This window comes from Robiginitalea sediminis, from assembly GCF_002198115.1.
Taxonomy (GTDB): domain Bacteria; phylum Bacteroidota; class Bacteroidia; order Flavobacteriales; family Flavobacteriaceae; genus Robiginitalea; species Robiginitalea sediminis.
Genome location: NZ_NGNR01000002.1, coordinates 680359 through 698618 on the forward strand (window position 1 = coordinate 680359; position 18260 = coordinate 698618).

Below are 18260 nucleotides of genomic sequence, written 5' to 3' on the forward strand. Positions count from 1 at the left end.
GTAAAAAGTATTGTGGTCCGCCTAAGTTAGGTATTCGAAATATTCGAGCAAAACCCGGTCATTGATCTTCCGTGCGGTAAAGACTTCCAACAGGGCTGCGTGGCCTGTTGGAATGTAAAAGGTCTCCAGGGCGCTTCTGAGTTCTTCCAGGGTGGACGCCTTGCTGTATGCCAGGCCAAATTGCAGGCACATATGCTCCGCTGTGCGGCCATGGGTGGTTTCAAAGTAGGTTTCGAACGCCGGACTATCCTCCCTGCCTGGCAAAATCCGGAAGATCCCACCCCCCGAATTATTGATGAGGATGATCCGGAAATCCTCGCGCAGATACTGATTCCAAAAGGCGTTGCTGTCGTAGAAGAAACTCAGGTCCCCCGTTATGAGTAAGGTAGGGGAATCGGTGTTCCAGGCCGCTCCCATTGCCGTTGAGGTGCTCCCTTCAATGCCGCTGGTCCCGCGGTTGCAGAAGACCCGGAGGGATGGGTGCATATCGAAGAGCTGGGCGTAGCGGACCGTGGAGCTATTGGCCAGCTGGACATGGGTGTGGTCCGGGATACCTTTCAGGATCTCACCAAAGGCCTGAAAATCTGAAAACGGGATTTTTTCCAGGTAGGTTGCCCTGTTTTCCCTGTGCGCCGCCCAGACGGCAGCCCACCTTTCCCGGTACTCGCTATTACCCGGGACTGACCCGGCCAGTAACCCGGAAAGAAAGGTACCGGCATCCTGCTGTATATGACGGCTGAGGCAGTAATAGGTGTCCATAGCTACCTGGGGGTGGATGCACCAGTGCTCCCGCGGTGGATGGTTCCGTAAGAACTGCTTGATTTTTTTGGAGACCACCATGCCGCCCAGGGTCACGAGGATTTCGGGCTGCAGTTCCCGGAAGCCTAGTTCGCGGTCTTCGCCCAGTTCCAGCGGGGCCATGATACTGTCAATACTGGGGAAAAACGAAGGGTGATGCAGGTTGGATGTGGTCTCGGTAAATACCATAACAGATGGGTCCTGTGCCAGAGCTTTCAATACATCGGCTTCCACAGCCCCGGGCGAGAGGATTCCTACCAGGACCATTTTCCGCCCTGCCGCATTCCAGGCCTCCCAAAGCGGCTGAAAATCGGCAGTATCCATTTGGGGAACCGCCACGGGTCTGGGCGCCACCGAAAAAGGCGGGGTATCCTGAGTTCCATAGAGGGGCTCTTCAAAGGGAAGGTTCAGATGGACCGGGAGCCGGGATTCGAAGGCCACATCCAGGGCCGCGGCCCATTGGGCCTCATTGTGTTCCTGTATCCCTGCCTGCAGGGCAGCTCGTTCTTCAGCGGTTTGGGGGGCAGTACCCTCCTCCCAGCGGATGCGGTTGGAAGCGTGGGTAGCATCCTGCCTCAAATGGGCCTCGTAGCCGATATGTGCGCTCAATACCCCTTCCTGACGGATGGTCTGCCCATCCCCGATATCGATCTTGTATGGCGGCCGGTCTGCGGAAAGGACCACTAAGGGGATTCGGCTGTAATAAGCCTCGCAGACCGCAGGATAATAGTTTACCAGGGCACTGCCTGAGGTACAAACCAGGGCGGTTGGTAACCCAGATTGCTGGGACAGGCCCAGTGCGAAAAAGCCGGCACTGCGCTCGTCCACTATAGAAAAGCACTCAAAAAACGGGTCAGCACTAAAGGCCAGGATAAGCGGGGCATTGCGAGACCCCGGGGAAATGACCACCTGCCGGATACCGCGTTTTTTGCAGTACTCAACGGCTGTATGTGCAAGAGGAATATTGCTGTACCTCATAGTGGTTGCAAAGGTACAAAGCAGCGGGCTGTAAACCCACCCGGGGGCTCAGGAATTCTTGAGTACGGTGAGTAGGGTAGCACTCTTCTGTCGGGTTTCCTCCCACTCGGCCTGCGGGTCGGAAGCTTCGGTAATGCCCCCACCCACATAGATAAAGGCCTGTTCCTTCCAGAGTTGCATACACCGTAGGTTCACATAGAGGTCAAAAGCGTCGTCTGCCTCTATTCCAAAGGCCCCCAGGTAACCGGTGTAGTATTCCCGGTCGAAATTCTCATGTTTTCCAATAAAGGAAAACGCCGTTTCGGGAGGGGTGCCGCAGACCGCCGGGGTAGGATGCATCCGGTCTACCAGCGACAGGGCCCGGTCCCGCCCCGCTTTCGCACCCAACTCGGTTTTCAGGTGCCATACCCCACCAGCCCGGACGGGTTTTGGGGTACTCACCTCGGGGGTCAGGCGTTCTTCGGTCATGGCCTCCAGGATGTGCGAGGTAACCATGGCCTGCTCTACCTGCTCCTTTTCCCCGAATACGGGGGGATCGTCTCCCAGGGCCGGCAGCGTCCCGGCCAGGGATACGGTTTTTATGCGATTGTCGGCATACTGAAGCAACAATTCCGGGCTTGCGCCCATCCAGGCGCCAAAGCCAGGGTGTTCCCAGTAATAGCAAAAGGCATCAGGATAGGTCAGTTGCAGGCTCCTGAACAACAACAGGGCGTCCTCTGGAAGGGGGTGTGAAAACCGGCGTGCCAGAACTACTTTGTGGAGTCTCCCTTCCCGGATGGCCTCCAGGGCCCTGCGGACCATGGTATTGTGAAGGGCTTTGGCTTCTGGGTCTTCTGCCTGGGTAGCGGGTTCCAGTAACAGTCGCTGGCCTTTAACCGGGCACTGATAGAGCCGGTCTGCCCGGATCCAGACGCGTTTTTTGGTCGTAGGATCGAAAGGTTGCGCCATAAAACCCTGGAAGGCATCTTCAGGATCCCCGAGGATTTCTGGGCTATCCTGTAAAATGGCGATTAGGCTGGCGCTGCCGGGTTTGCGATAGACAGCGAAGGGCAATCCTGCGGTGCGGTGTTCGCCAATGCGCTCGCGAAACCCTTTGAACTTAATGGTCCTTGGCGATAGCAATGGTTGTGAGTTTACATTGGGATATCAATTGCCCCGCATCGTTGGTTACGCGTATTTCCCAGAGTTGGGTGGTCCGCCCTTTGTGGAGCAGGGAGGCACGGGCCCATACCGATCCCTCCGAGGCACTGCGCACGTGGTTGGCCGAGATCTCGATCCCGCGGACAGCGAAATTACGGGCATCCAGGAAGATGTAGGAAGCTGCGCTGGCCACGCTCTCCGCCAGGGCAACCGTGGCCCCGCCATGCAGGATGCCATCCGGTTGAAATACCTTTTTTGTAACAGGCATCCGGGCGGTGAGGAAGTCCTCCCCAACATCGGTGTATTCTATTTCGAGGGTCTCCATGAGGGTATCTTTCCGGGCCTCATTACAGATCCGCAGGATTTTTTCTTTGTATTGCTCCATGCATTTTTGGATTTTTGCAAAGGTAGCATTCCCCGTTTAAAAATGGCCGAGAACACCCATCACAGTACCCATGAGAAATGGGTCCGGTACCAAAACCGGGCCGCTTATGCCACCCTGAACCGGCAGGGTCCGGATACCCATACCGTATGGGTGGCCTTCCACGGGATAGGCTACCTCGCCCGCTATTTCCTCAGGCATTTCAAAACCCTTCCCAGGGAGAGGCACTACCTTATTGCACCTCAGGCGCCCTCCCTGTATTATCTGAGCGAGACCTATACCCACGTGGGAGCCTGTTGGCTAACCCGGGAGCACACCGGGGAGCACATGGGCAACCTGCTGGGGTACCTGGACCAGGTGGCTCAGGAGGAAGCCCTCGAAGAGGCTCCATCCCTCTGTCTTATGGGATACTCCCAGGGGGTGTCGGTGTTGTGTCGGTGGGTTGCCTACGGGAAGCGACAATGCGATACACTGGTCCTTTACGCTGGCCGGGTACCCGAAGAACTGGGGCCCTCGGATTTTGACCACCTCCCGGAAACCACTCGGGTAGTCCTGGTATACGGAACCCAGGATCCCTATATCCCGGAAGAGAACGTTCCAGGCCTGCTGGAACGGTACCGCGTGCTCTTTGGGAACCGCCTGCAGGTGCTGACCTTCGAGGGCGGGCATGAAATGAAGGAAGCCGTAATTGAACAAATCGCCAGGATTCATGGAAGCACTTGAGAACGTAAGGGTCCGTTTGCTGCCCCTTACAGAAACCTATTATCCGGAATTGCAGGAAGTCGCATCCGAACCGGGGCTCGTCCGGTATTCCCCGGGCACTCTGTATACGGCAGAAGGGTTTGCGAGGTATATGGAAAAAGCCCGGAAGGATGCGGAGATGGGAGACAGCATCCCCTTTGTGATCTACGATAAAGCTGTGGAAAAAGTGGCCGGATCTACGCGCTATATGCGCATAGACCGGGCGAACCGCGTATTGGAAATAGGGGCCACCTGGATCGGCAGTGCCTTTTGGGGAACAGGCCTTAATGATGCCGTAAAGGCCCTGATGCTGGCCCAGGCCTTTGGGCCCATGGGCTTCGAAAAAGTCTGTTTCCGGATCGATGAACGCAATATCCGTTCCCGCAAAGCCGTGGAAAAACTTGGGGCCGTCCTGGAGGGAATCCTCAGGAAGGACGTCTACCTGGACGACGGGTTTAAGCGCAATACCTGTATGTACGGTATCCTTAAAGAAGCATGGGCCGGTTAGTTCCTTAGGCTGTCTGCTGCCACCTTTGGGGATTCGGGCTCATAATAAACCAGGGAACGCACCACATAGGTATTCTCCGGGGTGGTCACCTGGCGCACCCAGTTGGGAGGGGTCTTGCCGTCCATCTGGTAGACAAACTGCCGAACCACAGGTTCCCGGTCTCCGGTAGGGTTGGTAACCCGCTCCTGGCCTAGCAGCCCCTGGGCATCGTACTCCAGCTCCCGGACCTCCTCTGCAAAAAAGGACTCCTTTTGCGGATCGTAGCCGAAGGTGGTTTCCTTTACCAGGAGGCCTTCGGTATTTCGTATTTCCTCCACGGCCTTCTGGGGGGCACCGCCCGCATATTCCTTGGTCAGGACCACCTGGTAGGTTTGCCCGCCTTTGCGGACTTCCGATTTGCGGACAGACCGCTGAAGCTGGTCACTGAGGAAGTACGAAGTCGTGGTTTCCCCTTTCAGGGTTTCGGTTTCCACCCGGGTATCATCCACCCCCTGGGGGGTGGCATGTACAATCCGGCTGAGAGTCCCGTCCGGAGTATACGTAAAGTCCACTTGCTCCCGTATAGTCCTGTCATAGGAAAGGATTGTTTCGGTAAGCATTTTGCCATCGGCACTGTCCCGCTCGTAGAAATGGGCTATGGAAATCTGCGGGTCGAAGGTCCCCCCCCGGTAGGCTTCGTCCCGGCGCTCATAGAGGATCCCATCCCGGAACCGGTAATAGGTAATATCGTAATCCTCTTCGTTGTACTGGGTAAGGGACTTCAGAAGCCGTCCTTCCCGGTCGAATTCAAAACGCTCCTCCCCGTAAGAAGCTTTCACCACACAGGTGCGGACAGGGCCCCGGAGCTGGAAATCGCGGAGGGAAAACTGCTCGGGTTGCTGGGCATGCCCCCCCTGGGGGAGTGCGATTAAAAAAAGAAGCAAGAGGAATGGGTAGTGTTTTTCCATACAGTAAAAGTAACGGTTACACCCCTAACCCGGAACAAAAGCCGAGCCAAAAAAAAGAGGGCGGGAAACCCGCCCTCTTCTATAACGATCCCAAAGGATGCTTTCTTATTTGACTTCCTCGAAATCTACGTCTTCCACGTTGTCACCCTGCTGGGTACCTTCGGCGGAAGATGCGCCTGCATCCGGGCCGGGAGCACCCTGCTGGGCTTCGGCCTGGGCCTTGTAGAGCTCCTCGGAAGCGGCCTTCCAGGCCTCGTTGATCCCGTCCAGGGCCGGTTGGATCTGGTCGAGGTCTTTGGTCTCATAGGCCTTCTTGAGGGTTTCCAGGGCTGCTTCGATCTTGGATTTATTGTCCGCGGAAAGCTTTTCCCCGAATTCGGAAAGCTGCTTCTCCGTCTGGAAGATCATACCGTCTGCCTCGTTGAGTTTGTCCACCTTTTCCTTGGCTTTCTTATCGGCTTCGGCATTGGCCTCTGCTTCGGATTTCATCCGTTGGATTTCCTCTTCGGTAAGGCCGGAGGAAGCTTCAATCCGGATGTCCTGGGTTTTGCCCGTAGCCTTGTCCGTGGCGGAGACCTTGATGATACCGTTGGCATCTATATCGAAGGTTACCTCGATTTGAGGCGTACCGCGCGGGGCCGGAGGAATACCATCCAGGTGAAAGCGTCCGATGGTTTTGTTGTCGGTGGCCATGGGGCGTTCCCCCTGCAGGACGTGGATCTCCACGGAGGGCTGGTTATCTGCCGCGGTGGAGAAAATCTGCGATTTTTTGGTCGGGATGGTGGTGTTGGACTCAATCAGCTTGGTCATAACCCCACCCATGGTTTCGATACCCAGGGAAAGGGGGGTTACATCCAGCAGGAGGACATCCTTAACATCTCCGGTGAGGACCCCGCCCTGGATGGCCGCACCGATAGCCACCACTTCGTCCGGGTTAACCCCTTTGGAGGGTTTCTTACCGAAGAATTTCTCCACGGCCTCCTGTACAGCAGGAATCCGGGTAGATCCCCCTACGAGGATGATCTCATCGATATCGCTCTTGTTCAGGCCTGCCGACTTCAGGGCCGCGCTGCACGGGTCTATGGTACGCTTGACCAGGTCGGCGATCAGTTGCTCGAACTTGGCGCGGGAAAGGCTCCTGACCAGGTGCTTGGGGCCAGAGGCCGTAGCGGTGATATAGGGCAGGTTGATTTCGGTCTGGGTGGAGGAGGACAATTCAATCTTGGCCTTTTCCGCGGCTTCCCGCAGGCGTTGCAAGGCCATGGGGTCCTGCCTCAGGTCCATGGATTCCTCGGTTTTGAATTCCTCGGCCAGCCAGTCAATAATTTTTTGGTCTACATCGTCCCCGCCCAGGTGGGTATCCCCATCGGTGGCAAGAACTTCAAAAACGCCGTCCCCGAGCTCCAGGATGGAGACATCATGGGTACCCCCACCAAAGTCGAAGACCACGATTTTCTGGTCTTTATCCTTTTTATCCAGGCCATAGGCCAGAGAGGCTGCGGTAGGTTCGTTGATGATCCGCTCCACCTTGAGGCCCGCAATTTCGCCGGCTTCCTTGGTGGCCTGCCGCTGAGAATCGTTAAAGTAGGCCGGAACGGTGATTACCGCGCGGCTTACGCTTTGGCCGAGGTAGTCCTCAGCCGTCTTTTTCATTTTCTGAAGGACCATGGCAGAGAGCTCCTGGGGCGTATACAGGCGTCCGTCGATATCTACCCTGGGGGTGTCATTGTCTCCCTTAACCACTTTATAGGGTACCCGTTCTGCCTCCGTCTTGGATTCGGAGTACTTGTTCCCCATAAAACGCTTTATGGAATAAATGGTTTTATGCGGGTTGGTAATGGCCTGCCGTTTGGCTGGGTCCCCCACCTTGATCTCGCCTCCTTCCACGAAGGCGATCACCGACGGGGTGGTGCGTTTCCCTTCGGCATTGGGGATTACCACGGGTTCGTTACCCTCCATTACGGAGACGCAGGAGTTTGTGGTACCTAAGTCAATTCCGATAATCTTACTCATTATGCTGTGCTTATGATTCGTGATTTGATTTCAAACTTTCGCTAAAGGGGTGTCAAACAATATGCCAATGCCGCAAAACTGACAGACTGTCATTCTGCAGGTAATTTTTAAAATTCGATACGTTTTACAAACGCAAAGGCTTTGTACCTTAGCCTGGCCGTTTGAAAAAGGAGGCAACATGGAATGCATCAGCGTTTTTGACATGCTCAAAGTTGGGGTTGGCCCATCGAGTTCCCATACCCTGGGGCCCTGGAGGGCTGCCCAGCGGTTCCTTTCCGCTTTGGAGCCCCTGGGCGGGCTGCCGCAGGTGCGCAAGGTTCAGGTAGAACTCTACGGCTCCCTCTCCCTTACCGGGAAAGGGCATGCCACGGATACTGCCATTTTAATGGGGCTTTGCGGCACCGATCCGGAGACTGTGCCCGTGGCCGAGATCGGCCCCACCCTTTCCGCAATAAAAGACACCCGGAAATTACCGCTCGGGGGCGTTGCGGAGATCGCCTTCGACCCGGAAAAAGACCTGGCATTCCGGCGGAAATTCCTGCCGTTCCACGCCAATGGGATGACCTTTACAGCCCACCTCGAAAATGGGAAGGTCGTTTCCGAAACCTATTACTCTATAGGAGGTGGATTTGTGGTGCAGGAGGAGCGCAAACGCGCCAAACGCAAGGAGAAGGCTTTTAACGCATTCCCCTGCCCCATCTCGACCGGGGCCGAGTTGCTGCAATACTGCAACAAGCGAAACCTCCCGATTTCCGGGGTTGTCATGGAAAATGAACGCTCGCTTCGCTCGGATGCGGAAATTGATGCGGGACTGCAGCGGATCTGGGATACCATGCTGGAGTCCGTCTACGAAGGCTGCCATAAAGGGGGTACCCTACCCGGGGGTCTCAATGTGAAGCGAAGGGCCCCTGAGATGTACGAAAAGCTCAAAGGGGACCGGCCTTACTCCGGGCCAAAGGACTGGCCGGCCTCCATCCGCAAGACCCGGGTGCGGTTTCGTGAAATCCTTAAATGGGTCAGCTGCTTTGCCCTTAGCGTCAATGAGGTCAATGCAAGCCTGGGCCGTATTGTTACGGCACCCACCAATGGCAGCGCCGGGGTAATCCCCGCGGTTTTGATGTATTACCTGGTTATCGAGAACCACAAGGCGGGGTTCGAAGAAATCAAAAAGTTCCTGCTGGTGGCCAGCGAAATCGGCAGCCTGTTCAAAAAAGGAGCGACCATATCGGCCGCGATGGGTGGCTGCCAGGCCGAAATAGGCGTTTCCTCCGCCATGGCGGCCGGCGCCCTTACCGAGTTGCTGGGCGGAACCCCGGAACAAGTACTGGTGGCAGCAGAAATCGCCATGGAACACCACCTGGGGCTCACCTGCGACCCTATTGGGGGCCTGGTCCAGGTACCGTGCATCGAGCGGAATTCCATGGGAGCCATCAAGGCGATCAACGCCGCGGAACTGGCCCTGGACTGCGATCCGGCCAGCACCAAGGTACCCTTCGACAAAGTGGTGCAAACCATGTGGGATACCGCCCGGGACATGCACAAGAAGTACAAGGAAACCTCCAAGGGAGGCCTGGCGGTAAGTGTCAGCCTCAGCGACTGCTAACCTTCCCCCCCTGTTTCGCATCCCTCGCGACGCCGGGTATCTATAAGGGATACCAGGCGCCAGCGCCCCTCCATCCGCACAAAGTGGAAGGAATTGACCCCGCAATGGGAGAAGCCCCCCCGAAGGTAAAAGGCATAGGGCGTCCAGGCGTGGGCCATGGGGCCATCTACCTGTATGTGGTACTCCAGCAGGCGTTCCTCAATGGCCACAGAATCCGGGATCCCGGCCAGAGAGGCGAGAAAGTCTCCGGCAGCTTCCTTGCGCAGGACCACCTCCCCTTCCCGGCTCAGGCCCACACTCTGCAGGACCATGTCCGCTGCCAGCATTTCCCGGATACGGGTGGTGTCCCGGTCGTGGAAGGCTTCAAAAAAGGCGTCGATGGCGGCTTTTACCTCTGCTTCGGGTTCTGCCTGGGCAACGGCTCCGGCGGTAAAGGCCATAAGAAGTAAAAGGAGGAATCGTTTCATGACGGGTTGTTTTTACCCAAAAGTAACGGATTTTTCAGGTGTGGCAACAGGCTGGGCCATCGACTCAGAAATACGTACTTTTGGGCAAAACCGCTCGCCCATGTCTGCATCCCGAAAAGAATTCAAACGGGTCACCGTTAAGTCCCTTGTTGAAATGAAACAACAGCGGGAGAAGATTTCCATGCTTACCGCCTACGATTATTCCATGGCTAAAATCGTGGATAATGCACAGGTGGACGTGATCCTGGTGGGTGACTCCGCCAGCAATACCATGGCCGGGCACGAAACGACCCTCCCCATCACACTGGACCAGATGATATACCACGCATCCTCAGTGATACGGGCCGTTCAGCGCGCCCTGGTGGTAGTAGATTTGCCGTTCGGATCCTACCAGAGCGACCCCAAGGAAGCCCTGCGCTCGGCCATCCGGATCATGAAGGAAAGCGGGGCCCATGCCGTAAAACTCGAAGGGGGCGAAGAAGTAAAGGAATCCGTGAAGCGAATCCTCAATGCCGGGATCCCGGTCATGGGACACCTTGGACTTACCCCTCAGAGCATTTATAAGTTTGGTACCTACACCGTCCGCGCCAGGGAAAAAGAAGAAGCCAAAAAACTCATACGGGATGCCAAACTCCTGGAAAGTCTGGGGTGTTTTGCCGTGGTACTTGAGAAGATTCCTGCCGAGCTGACCAAGATCGTATCGGAGGAAATCACAATCCCGACCATCGGGATTGGCGCCGGGGCAGATGCCGACGGCCAGGTCCTGGTCATACACGACCTTTTGGGGATGACCCATGAGTTTAACCCGCGCTTTCTGAGGCGCTACATGAACCTGTACGATGAAATGGGTGCAGCCATTGGCCAGTATGTTGCCGATGTAAAGTCCAAAGACTTCCCCAGCGATAAGGAACAGTACTGATTTGACTATGTCTGCCCCATCTACCCGACTTACGAAGGTATTGCTACTCCTGTTTATCGCCCTGAATGTCCTGGTGGACCAATGGAGTAAGGAAGCGGTCCGCCGTGAGGTGGAACCCCGCTCTTACAAAGAGATAGCGGGCCCGGCCTTTATCCTGACCCGGGTGGAGAATACCGGGGCCTTCCTGGGGATGGGGCAGGATTGGAACCCCCTGGTCAAGCGGATATTCCTGCAGGGCGTCCCCCTGGCCCTGATGCTCTTCCTGATGTACCGGCTTTTACAGCACCCCGGTAATAACCGGCTGTTGGCCATCGGGCTCTGTTGCATTATTGGCGGGGGCCTGGGCAACCTGTGGGACCGGTTTTACCTGGGCGAGGTCACCGACTTTTTTCAATTGCGTTTCGGGGTGGTACGTACCGGCATCTTTAATATGGCGGACGTTTCGGTGAGCGTGGGGCTGTTATTGGTGGTGATCGCCTATTTCCGGTACCGAAAACCCCAGGAGGCCTGATGGAGCGCGAAAGGAGCAGCCCGGAGACCCTCAGGGTACTCTACGAGGACAACCACCTGATTGCCGTATGGAAGCGCGCCGGGGATATCGTCCAGGGTGACAAAACCGGCGACACCCCTTTGCCAGAAGTGGTCAAAGCCTATCTGAAAATGAAATACGACAAGCCCGGAGCGGTTTTCCTGGGGGTGGTGCACCGCCTGGACCGCCCCACCACGGGGATCGTGGTATTTGCCCGAACCTCCAAAGCCTTGTCGCGGATGAATGCCCTCTTTGCGGGCAGCGATATCTCCAAGACCTACTGGGCGGTAACCTCCGGGGCACCCCCACAGGCCGAAGGCAAGCTGGAGCACTGGCTCTTCCGCAACACCAAACAAAACAAGTCCTACGCCTATGAGGCGGACGGTCCCGGGCGCAAACACGCCCGGCTCACCTACCGGCACCTCAAGGCGCTGGAGCGGTACCACCTGCTGGAGATCCGGCTGGAGACCGGGCGGCACCACCAGATCCGGGCCCAATTGGCTGCCATAGGGTGCATCATTAAGGGAGACCTGAAATACGGGGCCGCGCGCAGCAACCCGGATGGCAGCATCCATCTGCACGCCAGGGAACTGGAATTCACCCACCCGGTCCGAAAAGAACCGGTCCGGATCCTGGCACCCCTCCCGGATGACCCGGTCTGGGATGCCTGCAAGGGGTAGGCCGAATTGCCTATCTTAGGTTTCCATGAAGTACAACGGTTTTATTTCCTACAAGCACGGGGCAGACGACCCCCTGGCACATGCCCTGGAAAAGGGGCTGGAAAAATTCGCCAAGCCCACCTTCAGGCGCCGCGCGCTTGAAATCTTCCGCGACGGCAACGACCTGTCTGCCGCGGCAGACCTGGGGGAAAAGATCCGGGACGGCCTGCAGCAGTCCGAATACTTCATCTGCCTGGCGAGCCCGGAATACGCCCAGTCCAAGTGGTGCCGGCGGGAAGCCCAATACTGGCGGGAACACAAAGCTGTAGACCAGTTCCTCATTGTCCTTACCAAAGGGGAAATCCTGTGGGACGATGCTTCGGGGGACTTCGACTGGGAACAGACCACAGCCCTCCCTAAGGAACTTTCCGGAATGTTTAAGGGCGTCCCCTTTTACATCGATTTCCGGGATGCCGGCCCCGAGGAAACCCTGACCCTGGACCATGACCCTTTCCGAACACGCCTGGTGCTGCTGGCTGCAACCCTTCATGGAAAATCCGTGGGCGACATGTCCAGCGAAGCAGCCCGGCAACACCGGCGGACCCTGCGGATCCGCAATGCGGCCATAGCCGTGCTCAGTACCCTCCTGCTGCTGGCCCTGGGGATGGCCTGGTACGCCAACAGGCAGAAAAACAGGGCCTTGCTCTCCCAGTACATCTCCCTCTCACAGGCCCAGTTCGGGCAGGACCCTACCCTATCGGTACGGCTGGCCCAGCACGCTTACCAGTTTGCAGCCCGAAAAGAGTTCCCCACCAAAGATGCCGCCGAACAACTTATCCGCGTCTTTTACAGTGGTAAGGGATTTTACACCGTACCGGTGGAAGTGGAATTGGATTTTACAGAGCCGGAACCGGGGCGGTATGCGGCTTACCCCGAGGTAGCCACCCTGGCGGATTCCCTGCTGCAAACCCTCCCTGCCGACCCCTACCTGAGCAATGCCTCCGACCTCTATGTAGACCCCAACACAGGCAATGGTATTCTAGTTGCCTCCTCCACCGCCCTGAGGTACAGCCGTATTTTCTACCTGGAGTACGGTTTGGATGGGTATTCCACAGCATATACCGATATCCTGATCCCGGATTTCAGCGGGTATACCGGCTACATCCAGGACATCGATATTTCCCCGGACGGGAAAACCACCCTGCTGGGGGCCGCAAACGGAAAAACGGCCCTGATAGACAACCACGCGTACCGGTACCAGGCGGATAAAAACCGATTTAAGGACCGGGCCCTATATCATTCCGGGGTGGAAGCCCCCATACGGGAGGTGGCCTTTGCAGACCAGGGACGGGTAGCCGTTACCCGGAGCTTCACCTCTGTAATGGAGAACGGCCGCAGGCAGGATGGGGAGCGGCACGAATACTTCTACCGCACCCATGCCTTACCCTATATTGAAATGGTAAACCTGGAAGATCATTCCGGGGCGGTATCGCTGGACGGGCAATACACCATGGTCCCGCAGGATCCCGAAGCCGACCCCTTTACCTGGTTCCATTTTGCCCATGACATCCTGATGGAAGACAGCGTGTTGGCTTCCTTCCCCGATGCCCTGGGGGCCGGGTTTGAACGAATCGACAATGCAGATGGCTCTTATTTCCTGAATTACCAGGGCATCTTCAACGCGGAAGGGGACCTGCTCATTGCCCTAGACCTGGATATCATCGATAACCCGGGTATTGCACTTTGTTTTTCGCAGGACGGGCGGTTTGCCAAGGTGAGCTACCTGGACGGGGTGGAACGCATCTTTTGCCTGGACCCGGAGTGGATTATCGAAAGGATCAGCCAGCCAGAGGCCTTGGGGCCCGTAGCCCCATTGAGCGAAGATCAGAAAGAGCGGTTTATGATTCAGGAATAGGCGCGCCTCTTACAGAGGGATATAAAAGGACATCGGAAATTTGCCTACCTTCCCCGTACCTGAAAAACCGGATTCCATGAAGCCCCTGAAGTATTTCCTGCTGCTGGCAGCACTATGGCTGCAGTCCTGTGCCCCCACCCAGTCTATGGACGCCTTTTATGAAAAACACAAGGAAGGCACCGATGTCCTGGCTTTCCGTGTGCCCCCGGTCATGTTCTCCCTGCTGGGGGAAGTGTCCCCTGAGATGAAAAGCCTGGTCGGTACTACCACGGATTTGCGTTATATACGGCTCCCGGCTAGCGGGCAAGGGGAAATGGCTGCCCTCAACCAGCAGGTAACCCACCTGACTTCTGGGGCCTTCATTGAGGTTTTTAGAGAAAATGAAGGGGACAAAAGGAACATCGTGGCCATTCGGGAACGGGGCAATACCGTGCGCAACATCATGGTATATTCCAACAATGCCGCCTTTGGTTCTGTCCTGTTTATAGAAGGGAAGTTCGACCCGGAAAAGGTCCGTACCCTGGCCCGGGAGGATGGTTTTGGCCGCCTGGAAGAGACGCTAACCGGTACTTTTGGCTCCCCGGGTATCAGCGAGTAAGCGCCAGGGCTTTTTCGCGGATAATCTCGGCCACCGGCCGACCCTCGAGGTGGCTTTCGAGCCAGGAAAGGATGTCTAGATAGAGGAAGGCCCGCTTCTCATAGGGGTGGTTTTCGTAGGCTTTCAGGCGCTGGTGCAATTCCCGGAACGATGCCTTGAGGTCCTGCGGATAAATGGAGCCCATTTTTCGCAAAAAGCCAATCATTTCACGCTGTACCGCATGCAGCTCGTTCATTTTCAACAGGAACTTGTAAGTGCTTTTAAGCTGGATTTCCAGGTGGTAATCCATGCCGGCCTCGTAATGTGCCACCAGGCTAAGCACCCGTGCAAAACACATGAGGTCTTCCCGCACCTTCAGACTCTTGTTCTGGATAATTTTCTTCAGGTACTGGATACAGGCCTTGTGGTCGCCCACCCCGAAATACAAGCAGGCAATTTTGTAGTAGAACAGCATGATATGGTGCTGGTCCAGCCGTTCCCTGTGCTTCCCGATGCCGTATTCCACGATTTTAACCAGGTACAGGCCCTTTTCGAAAGTGCCCTCCAGGAAATGCAGGTTTATTTTGTTGGCGTTCACATAGAGGAAACTTAAGGAAGCCACATTGTCGTTTTTCGGGAAATCCTTTCCGGCCAGGACCTTCTCGAGCCGGTTCAGGGTATTGCGGAACTGGCTGCTGTACTTTACGAAAAACAGGGACTCCAGCAGGTAGTTGTTCCCCTTCAGGAAGAACACAGGATTGAGGTAAATCTGCTGGGGGTTATCGTAGAACAGGTCTACCCATTTACTGGAATACTTGTAGGAAGAGAGGAAGTCCTGGATCAGGAAACTATACCAGAGATGCGCCTTGAACAGCCAGAGTTTCTCCCGGAAGCCGAGGTCCTCCATCCGGTATTCCGGCAGGTGGATATCGAAGTAGTCGGTTACCCTGCAGTAGTCCTCGTCATTGCGCACATAGCCCACCTTGAGCATCATACTGTAGAGTTCCAGGGAGAGATTGGAGAGTTTGCTGGTAATGGCATTGAGCTCGCTGAGCTGCTGGCTCTGGGTGGCCAGTTCTTCCGCTCGGTCCGGAAGGCTACGGGTAATGTACTGGGTTTCAATTATTTTTTCCAGTTCCACGATCTCGTAAGCGATATTCTTTTCCTCGTTTTCTATGGCGAGGCCCTTGGCCTTGTCCAGGATTTTAAGGCTTTGCTTATAAAGCCCCTTCTGGTAGAGGATGGTGGCAAAATCGAGTTGTTCCCGGATCTGGACGCGGACGTTCTGGTTTACCGGGTTCAGGCGGAGGCTTATCAAAATCTGTTTGTAGAGGTGGGCCTTGAGGTTAGAGAGCTGGGATTTCTTGACAATCCCGCTTTCCAGGATGGCATCCTCCTGGTAGGTCCGCATCTTGTCCAACAGGTTAAAAAGGGCCAGGAATTTAGCGTCGACATTCACCCCCAGGCGCCCCACGTAAAGCTTGAATTGTCGCTTTTCGGACTTGGACAGGGATTTCACCAGAATGAACAGGGCATCCTTATGGGTATTTGTCATCGTAAAATAACTGATTTAACCTATTGTTATACAACTACATAGCACACATGAAAACCTGCTAAACGTTGTAATGGGTCCCGTCCTGGCGCTTTGGTGTGTACCCGTCGGGGTATATTCGTATTTAGGGGATTAAAAGTAAGAAATATAATGAGCAAAGAGAAGGTACAAATTTTCGACACTACCCTCAGGGACGGGGAGCAGGTGCCCGGGTGCAAACTCGACACCAAGGAGAAACTGGTCATTGCTGAACGCCTGGACATTCTGGGCGTGGATGTCATCGAAGCCGGCTTCCCGATATCGAGCCCCGGAGACTTCCGGTCGGTGACGGAAATTGCCCAGATCGTGAAAAATGCAACCGTTTGCGGACTGACCCGCGCGGTTAAGAAAGATATTGAGGTAGCCGCTGAGGCCCTGAAGCAGGCCAAAAGGCCCAGGATCCATACCGGTATAGGCACCTCGGACTCCCACATCCAGTTTAAGTTCAACTCCACCCGGGAAAAGGTGCTGGAGCGGGCCGTGGAGGCGGTGAAATACGCCAAGTCCTTTGTGGAGGATGTGGAGTTTTACGCCGAGGATGCCGGCCGCACCGACAATGAGTACCTGGCCAGGGTCTGCGAAGCTGTAATTGCGGCGGGGGCTACCGTGCTGAACATTCCGGATACTACCGGGTATTGCCTGCCGGAGGAGTACGGGGCTAAAATGAAATATCTTAAGGAAAACGTCAAAGGGATCGAGAAAGCCATCCTGTCCTGCCACTGCCACAACGATTTGGGCCTGGCAACGGCCAATTCCATAGCCGGGGTGATCAACGGGGCACGGCAGATTGAATGCACCATTAACGGCATTGGCGAACGGGCCGGAAACACCTCCCTGGAGGAAGTCGTCATGATCCTGCGTCAGCATCCGTACCTGGAACTGGACACCGACATCAATTCCAAACTACTGTACAGTACCAGCCAGATGGTCTCCCAGAAAATGGGTATGCCGGTACAGCCCAACAAGGCTATCGTAGGGTCCAATGCCTTTGCTCACAGCAGCGGCATCCACCAGGACGGGGTCATCAAAAAGCGGGAGACGTACGAGATTATCGACCCCCACGACGTAGGGGTGGACCACTCCTCTATCGTGCTCACCGCACGCAGCGGCCGGGCAGCCCTGGCCTACCGGGCTAAAAAGGTGGGGTACGAACTCACCAAGGTTCAGTTAGACAAGGTCTATGAGGAATTCCTCAAGTTTGCCGACCGCAAAAAGGAAATCGAAGATGAGGACATCCACCAGATCGTGGACGCCTCCAACGTGAATATCGAAAGCATCGCTTAATGAAACTTAAAATCGCATTACTTCCCGGAGACGGGATCGGGCCGGAAGTGGCCGCCCAGGCTGTGGCCTGCCTGAAGGCTGTGGAGGAATCCTTCGGCCACGAATTTACCTTTACCCCGGCTCCCGTTGGGGCCATAGCCATCGATAAAACCGGTAACCCCCTGCCCGATGAAACCCTCGAGCTCTGCAAGGCTTCGGATGCGGTACTGTTCGGCGCCATTGGCGACCCCAAGTACGACAACGACCCCAGTGCGAAGGTCCGCCCGGAACAGGGACTGCTGCGCCTGCGCAAGGAGCTGGGCCTGTTCAGCAACATCCGCCCGGTAAAAGTATTTCCCACCCTCATCGAGAAATCCCCCCTCCGGGAAGAGCGCATCAGCGGCACCGACCTGGTCATCTACCGGGAACTCACCGGGGGCATTTACTTTGGCGAGAAATACCTGTCCGAGGACGGCACCGTGGCTTCGGACCTCTGTATCTATTCCGAGGAGGAAATCAGCCGCATTGCCCACCTGGCCTTTAAAGCGGCCAAGGGAAGGCGAAACAAACTCACCCTGGTAGACAAGGCCAACGTTTTGGAATCCTCCCGCCTCTGGCGCAAAGTGGTCACTAAAATCGGGGAGAGTTACCCGGAAGTGACCCTGGACTACCTTTTTGTGGACAATGCCGCCATGCAGATGATCCTCAACCCCAGCCAGTTCGACGTAATCCTGACTGAGAACATGTTCGGGGACATCATTTCGGACGAAGGCAGCGTAATAGGCGGGTCCATAGGGCTCCTGCCTTCGGCTTCCGTTGGCGAAAACAGTGCCATGTTCGAACCTATCCACGGATCCTATCCCCAGGCGGCAGGCAAGAATATCGCAAACCCCATAGCCTCCATCCTGTCGGCTGCGATGCTGCTGGACCATTTTGGTCTGGACGAAGAGGCTGCGGCAGTGGTGCGTTCCGTGAACCAGGCCCTCAAAAAAGGCATCGTTACCACTGACCTGGACCCGAAAAGCCATTACGGAACAGACGAAGTGGGGCATTTTATCGCTACCCACATTTCGGATTCGGACGATTTCCGAGGCCTGAACAAGGAGAATATCGGGTTGGGGAAATCCACCATTATTTAAGCAATCCCCCAGATAGGAATACAGACCCCCGGGCCGTCGGCCCGGGGGTTTTTACATATGCCGCCGACCCTTGTCCATGGTGCATATCTTC

At 56.0% G+C, this 18260-nt stretch carries 17 protein-coding genes; 10 read left to right on the forward strand and 7 right to left on the reverse strand.

The genetic code is table 11. The annotated features are described in order from the left end of the window. Window positions 1-21: 21 nt before the first annotated feature. From menD to CA832_RS09270, 3 genes are read right to left on the reverse strand one after another with little or no spacing between them, the layout of a single operon-like run. Window positions 22-1776 carry a 2-succinyl-5-enolpyruvyl-6-hydroxy-3-cyclohexene-1-carboxylic-acid synthase gene (gene menD / locus CA832_RS09260; protein WP_088341289.1) on the reverse strand — a complete coding sequence of 585 codons (1755 nt, stop codon included), beginning with the start codon at window positions 1774-1776 and terminating at the stop codon, window positions 22-24. A 48-nt stretch (window positions 1777-1824) separates the two neighbouring features. Continuing rightward, window positions 1825-2898 (reverse strand): chorismate-binding protein, encoded by a 1074-nt coding sequence (locus tag CA832_RS09265; protein WP_143542364.1) that lies wholly within the window; start codon window positions 2896-2898, stop codon window positions 1825-1827. Beyond that, window positions 2876-3301, reverse strand: a complete 426-nt coding sequence (locus CA832_RS09270; protein ID WP_088341291.1) for a PaaI family thioesterase — start codon at window positions 3299-3301, stop codon at window positions 2876-2878. The genes CA832_RS09265 and CA832_RS09270 overlap by 23 nt, the downstream gene beginning before the upstream one ends. 42 nt (window positions 3302-3343) lie before the next feature. Between CA832_RS09270 and CA832_RS09275 the strand changes: the two genes are divergently transcribed. Then, window positions 3344-4021, forward strand: coding sequence for an alpha/beta hydrolase (locus CA832_RS09275; protein WP_088341292.1), 678 nt, complete (start codon window positions 3344-3346; stop codon window positions 4019-4021). Continuing rightward, complete coding sequence (locus tag CA832_RS09280) at window positions 4008-4547, forward strand: GNAT family N-acetyltransferase (protein WP_088341293.1); 540 nt, start codon at window positions 4008-4010, stop codon at window positions 4545-4547. Before CA832_RS09275 ends, CA832_RS09280 begins: the two co-directional genes overlap by 14 nt. On the opposite strand, the gene CA832_RS09285 is transcribed toward CA832_RS09280, so the two are convergent. Next, the gene (locus CA832_RS09285; RefSeq protein WP_088341294.1) at window positions 4544-5494 is read right to left on the reverse strand and encodes a hypothetical protein; all 951 of its coding nucleotides are present in this window, start codon (window positions 5492-5494) and stop codon (window positions 4544-4546) included. The two genes, CA832_RS09280 and CA832_RS09285, sit on opposite strands and share 4 nt — an antisense overlap. A 105-nt stretch (window positions 5495-5599) precedes the next feature. Continuing rightward, entirely contained in the window at window positions 5600-7507 is a 1908-nt protein-coding gene (gene dnaK / locus CA832_RS09290) for a molecular chaperone DnaK (RefSeq protein WP_088341295.1), read from the reverse strand. A 178-nt stretch (window positions 7508-7685) separates the two neighbouring features. Here dnaK and CA832_RS09295 point away from each other — a divergent pair, with 178 nt between their 5' ends. Then, window positions 7686-9110, forward strand: coding sequence for an L-serine ammonia-lyase (locus tag CA832_RS09295; protein ID WP_088341296.1), 1425 nt, complete (start codon window positions 7686-7688; stop codon window positions 9108-9110). On the opposite strand, the gene CA832_RS09300 is transcribed toward CA832_RS09295, so the two are convergent. Further along, window positions 9107-9577: a nuclear transport factor 2 family protein gene (locus tag CA832_RS09300; RefSeq protein WP_088341297.1), complete on the reverse strand. Its 471-nt coding sequence runs from the start codon at window positions 9575-9577 to the stop codon at window positions 9107-9109. The genes CA832_RS09295 and CA832_RS09300 overlap by 4 nt on opposite strands. 100 nt (window positions 9578-9677) lie before the next feature. Between CA832_RS09300 and panB the strand changes: the two genes are divergently transcribed. From panB to CA832_RS09325, 5 genes are all read left to right on the forward strand, one after another. Next, complete coding sequence (gene panB / locus CA832_RS09305; protein ID WP_088341298.1) at window positions 9678-10496, forward strand: 3-methyl-2-oxobutanoate hydroxymethyltransferase; 819 nt, start codon at window positions 9678-9680, stop codon at window positions 10494-10496. A 7-nt stretch (window positions 10497-10503) separates the two neighbouring features. Beyond that, a complete protein-coding gene (lspA, locus tag CA832_RS09310; protein ID WP_088341299.1) occupies window positions 10504-11007 on the forward strand; it encodes a signal peptidase II in 504 nt (167 codons plus the stop codon). Then, entirely contained in the window at window positions 11007-11705 is a 699-nt protein-coding gene (locus CA832_RS09315; RefSeq protein WP_088341300.1) for an RluA family pseudouridine synthase, read from the forward strand. The genes lspA and CA832_RS09315 overlap by 1 nt, the downstream gene beginning before the upstream one ends. A gap of 25 nt (window positions 11706-11730) precedes the next feature. Next, window positions 11731-13599: a toll/interleukin-1 receptor domain-containing protein gene (locus CA832_RS09320; protein WP_088341301.1), complete on the forward strand. Its 1869-nt coding sequence runs from the start codon at window positions 11731-11733 to the stop codon at window positions 13597-13599. A 76-nt stretch (window positions 13600-13675) separates the two neighbouring features. After that, on the forward strand, window positions 13676-14197 hold the full coding sequence (locus CA832_RS09325; protein WP_088341302.1) for a DUF4252 domain-containing protein: 522 nt from the start codon (window positions 13676-13678) through the stop codon (window positions 14195-14197). Here CA832_RS09325 and CA832_RS09330 read toward each other — a convergent pair. Further along, the gene (locus CA832_RS09330) at window positions 14187-15731 is read right to left on the reverse strand and encodes a hypothetical protein (RefSeq protein WP_088341303.1); all 1545 of its coding nucleotides are present in this window, start codon (window positions 15729-15731) and stop codon (window positions 14187-14189) included. The two genes, CA832_RS09325 and CA832_RS09330, sit on opposite strands and share 11 nt — an antisense overlap. Before the next feature lie 147 nt (window positions 15732-15878). Between CA832_RS09330 and CA832_RS09335 the strand changes: the two genes are divergently transcribed. Together CA832_RS09335 and leuB are read left to right on the forward strand one after the other, a co-directional pair. Further along, window positions 15879-17051, forward strand: coding sequence for a 2-isopropylmalate synthase (locus CA832_RS09335; RefSeq protein ID WP_088341304.1), 1173 nt, complete (start codon window positions 15879-15881; stop codon window positions 17049-17051). Continuing rightward, window positions 17051-18169, forward strand: a complete 1119-nt coding sequence (gene leuB / locus CA832_RS09340; protein WP_088341305.1) for a 3-isopropylmalate dehydrogenase — start codon at window positions 17051-17053, stop codon at window positions 18167-18169. The genes CA832_RS09335 and leuB overlap by 1 nt, the downstream gene beginning before the upstream one ends. Window positions 18170-18260: the final 91 nt, after the last annotated feature.

Excerpts from the sequence above, each read along its gene's own strand:
- menD (WP_088341289.1), bottom strand. The coding sequence starts at position 1,776 with ATGAGGTACAGCAATATTCCTCTTGCACATACAGCCGTTGAGTACTGC.
- CA832_RS09270 (WP_088341291.1), bottom strand. The coding sequence starts at position 3,301 with ATGGAGCAATACAAAGAAAAAATCCTGCGGATCTGTAATGAGGCCCGG.
- CA832_RS09275 (WP_088341292.1), top strand. The coding sequence starts at position 3,344 with ATGGCCGAGAACACCCATCACAGTACCCATGAGAAATGGGTCCGGTAC.
- CA832_RS09280 (WP_088341293.1), top strand. The coding sequence starts at position 4,008 with ATGGAAGCACTTGAGAACGTAAGGGTCCGTTTGCTGCCCCTTACAGAA.
- CA832_RS09285 (WP_088341294.1), bottom strand. The coding sequence starts at position 5,494 with ATGGAAAAACACTACCCATTCCTCTTGCTTCTTTTTTTAATCGCACTC.
- dnaK (WP_088341295.1), bottom strand. The coding sequence starts at position 7,507 with ATGAGTAAGATTATCGGAATTGACTTAGGTACCACAAACTCCTGCGTC.
- CA832_RS09295 (WP_088341296.1), top strand. The coding sequence starts at position 7,686 with ATGGAATGCATCAGCGTTTTTGACATGCTCAAAGTTGGGGTTGGCCCA.
- CA832_RS09300 (WP_088341297.1), bottom strand. The coding sequence starts at position 9,577 with ATGAAACGATTCCTCCTTTTACTTCTTATGGCCTTTACCGCCGGAGCC.
- panB (WP_088341298.1), top strand. The coding sequence starts at position 9,678 with ATGTCTGCATCCCGAAAAGAATTCAAACGGGTCACCGTTAAGTCCCTT.
- lspA (WP_088341299.1), top strand. The coding sequence starts at position 10,504 with ATGTCTGCCCCATCTACCCGACTTACGAAGGTATTGCTACTCCTGTTT.
- CA832_RS09315 (WP_088341300.1), top strand. The coding sequence starts at position 11,007 with ATGGAGCGCGAAAGGAGCAGCCCGGAGACCCTCAGGGTACTCTACGAG.
- CA832_RS09320 (WP_088341301.1), top strand. The coding sequence starts at position 11,731 with ATGAAGTACAACGGTTTTATTTCCTACAAGCACGGGGCAGACGACCCC.
- CA832_RS09325 (WP_088341302.1), top strand. The coding sequence starts at position 13,676 with ATGAAGCCCCTGAAGTATTTCCTGCTGCTGGCAGCACTATGGCTGCAG.
- CA832_RS09330 (WP_088341303.1), bottom strand. The coding sequence starts at position 15,731 with ATGACAAATACCCATAAGGATGCCCTGTTCATTCTGGTGAAATCCCTG.
- CA832_RS09335 (WP_088341304.1), top strand. The coding sequence starts at position 15,879 with ATGAGCAAAGAGAAGGTACAAATTTTCGACACTACCCTCAGGGACGGG.
- leuB (WP_088341305.1), top strand. The coding sequence starts at position 17,051 with ATGAAACTTAAAATCGCATTACTTCCCGGAGACGGGATCGGGCCGGAA.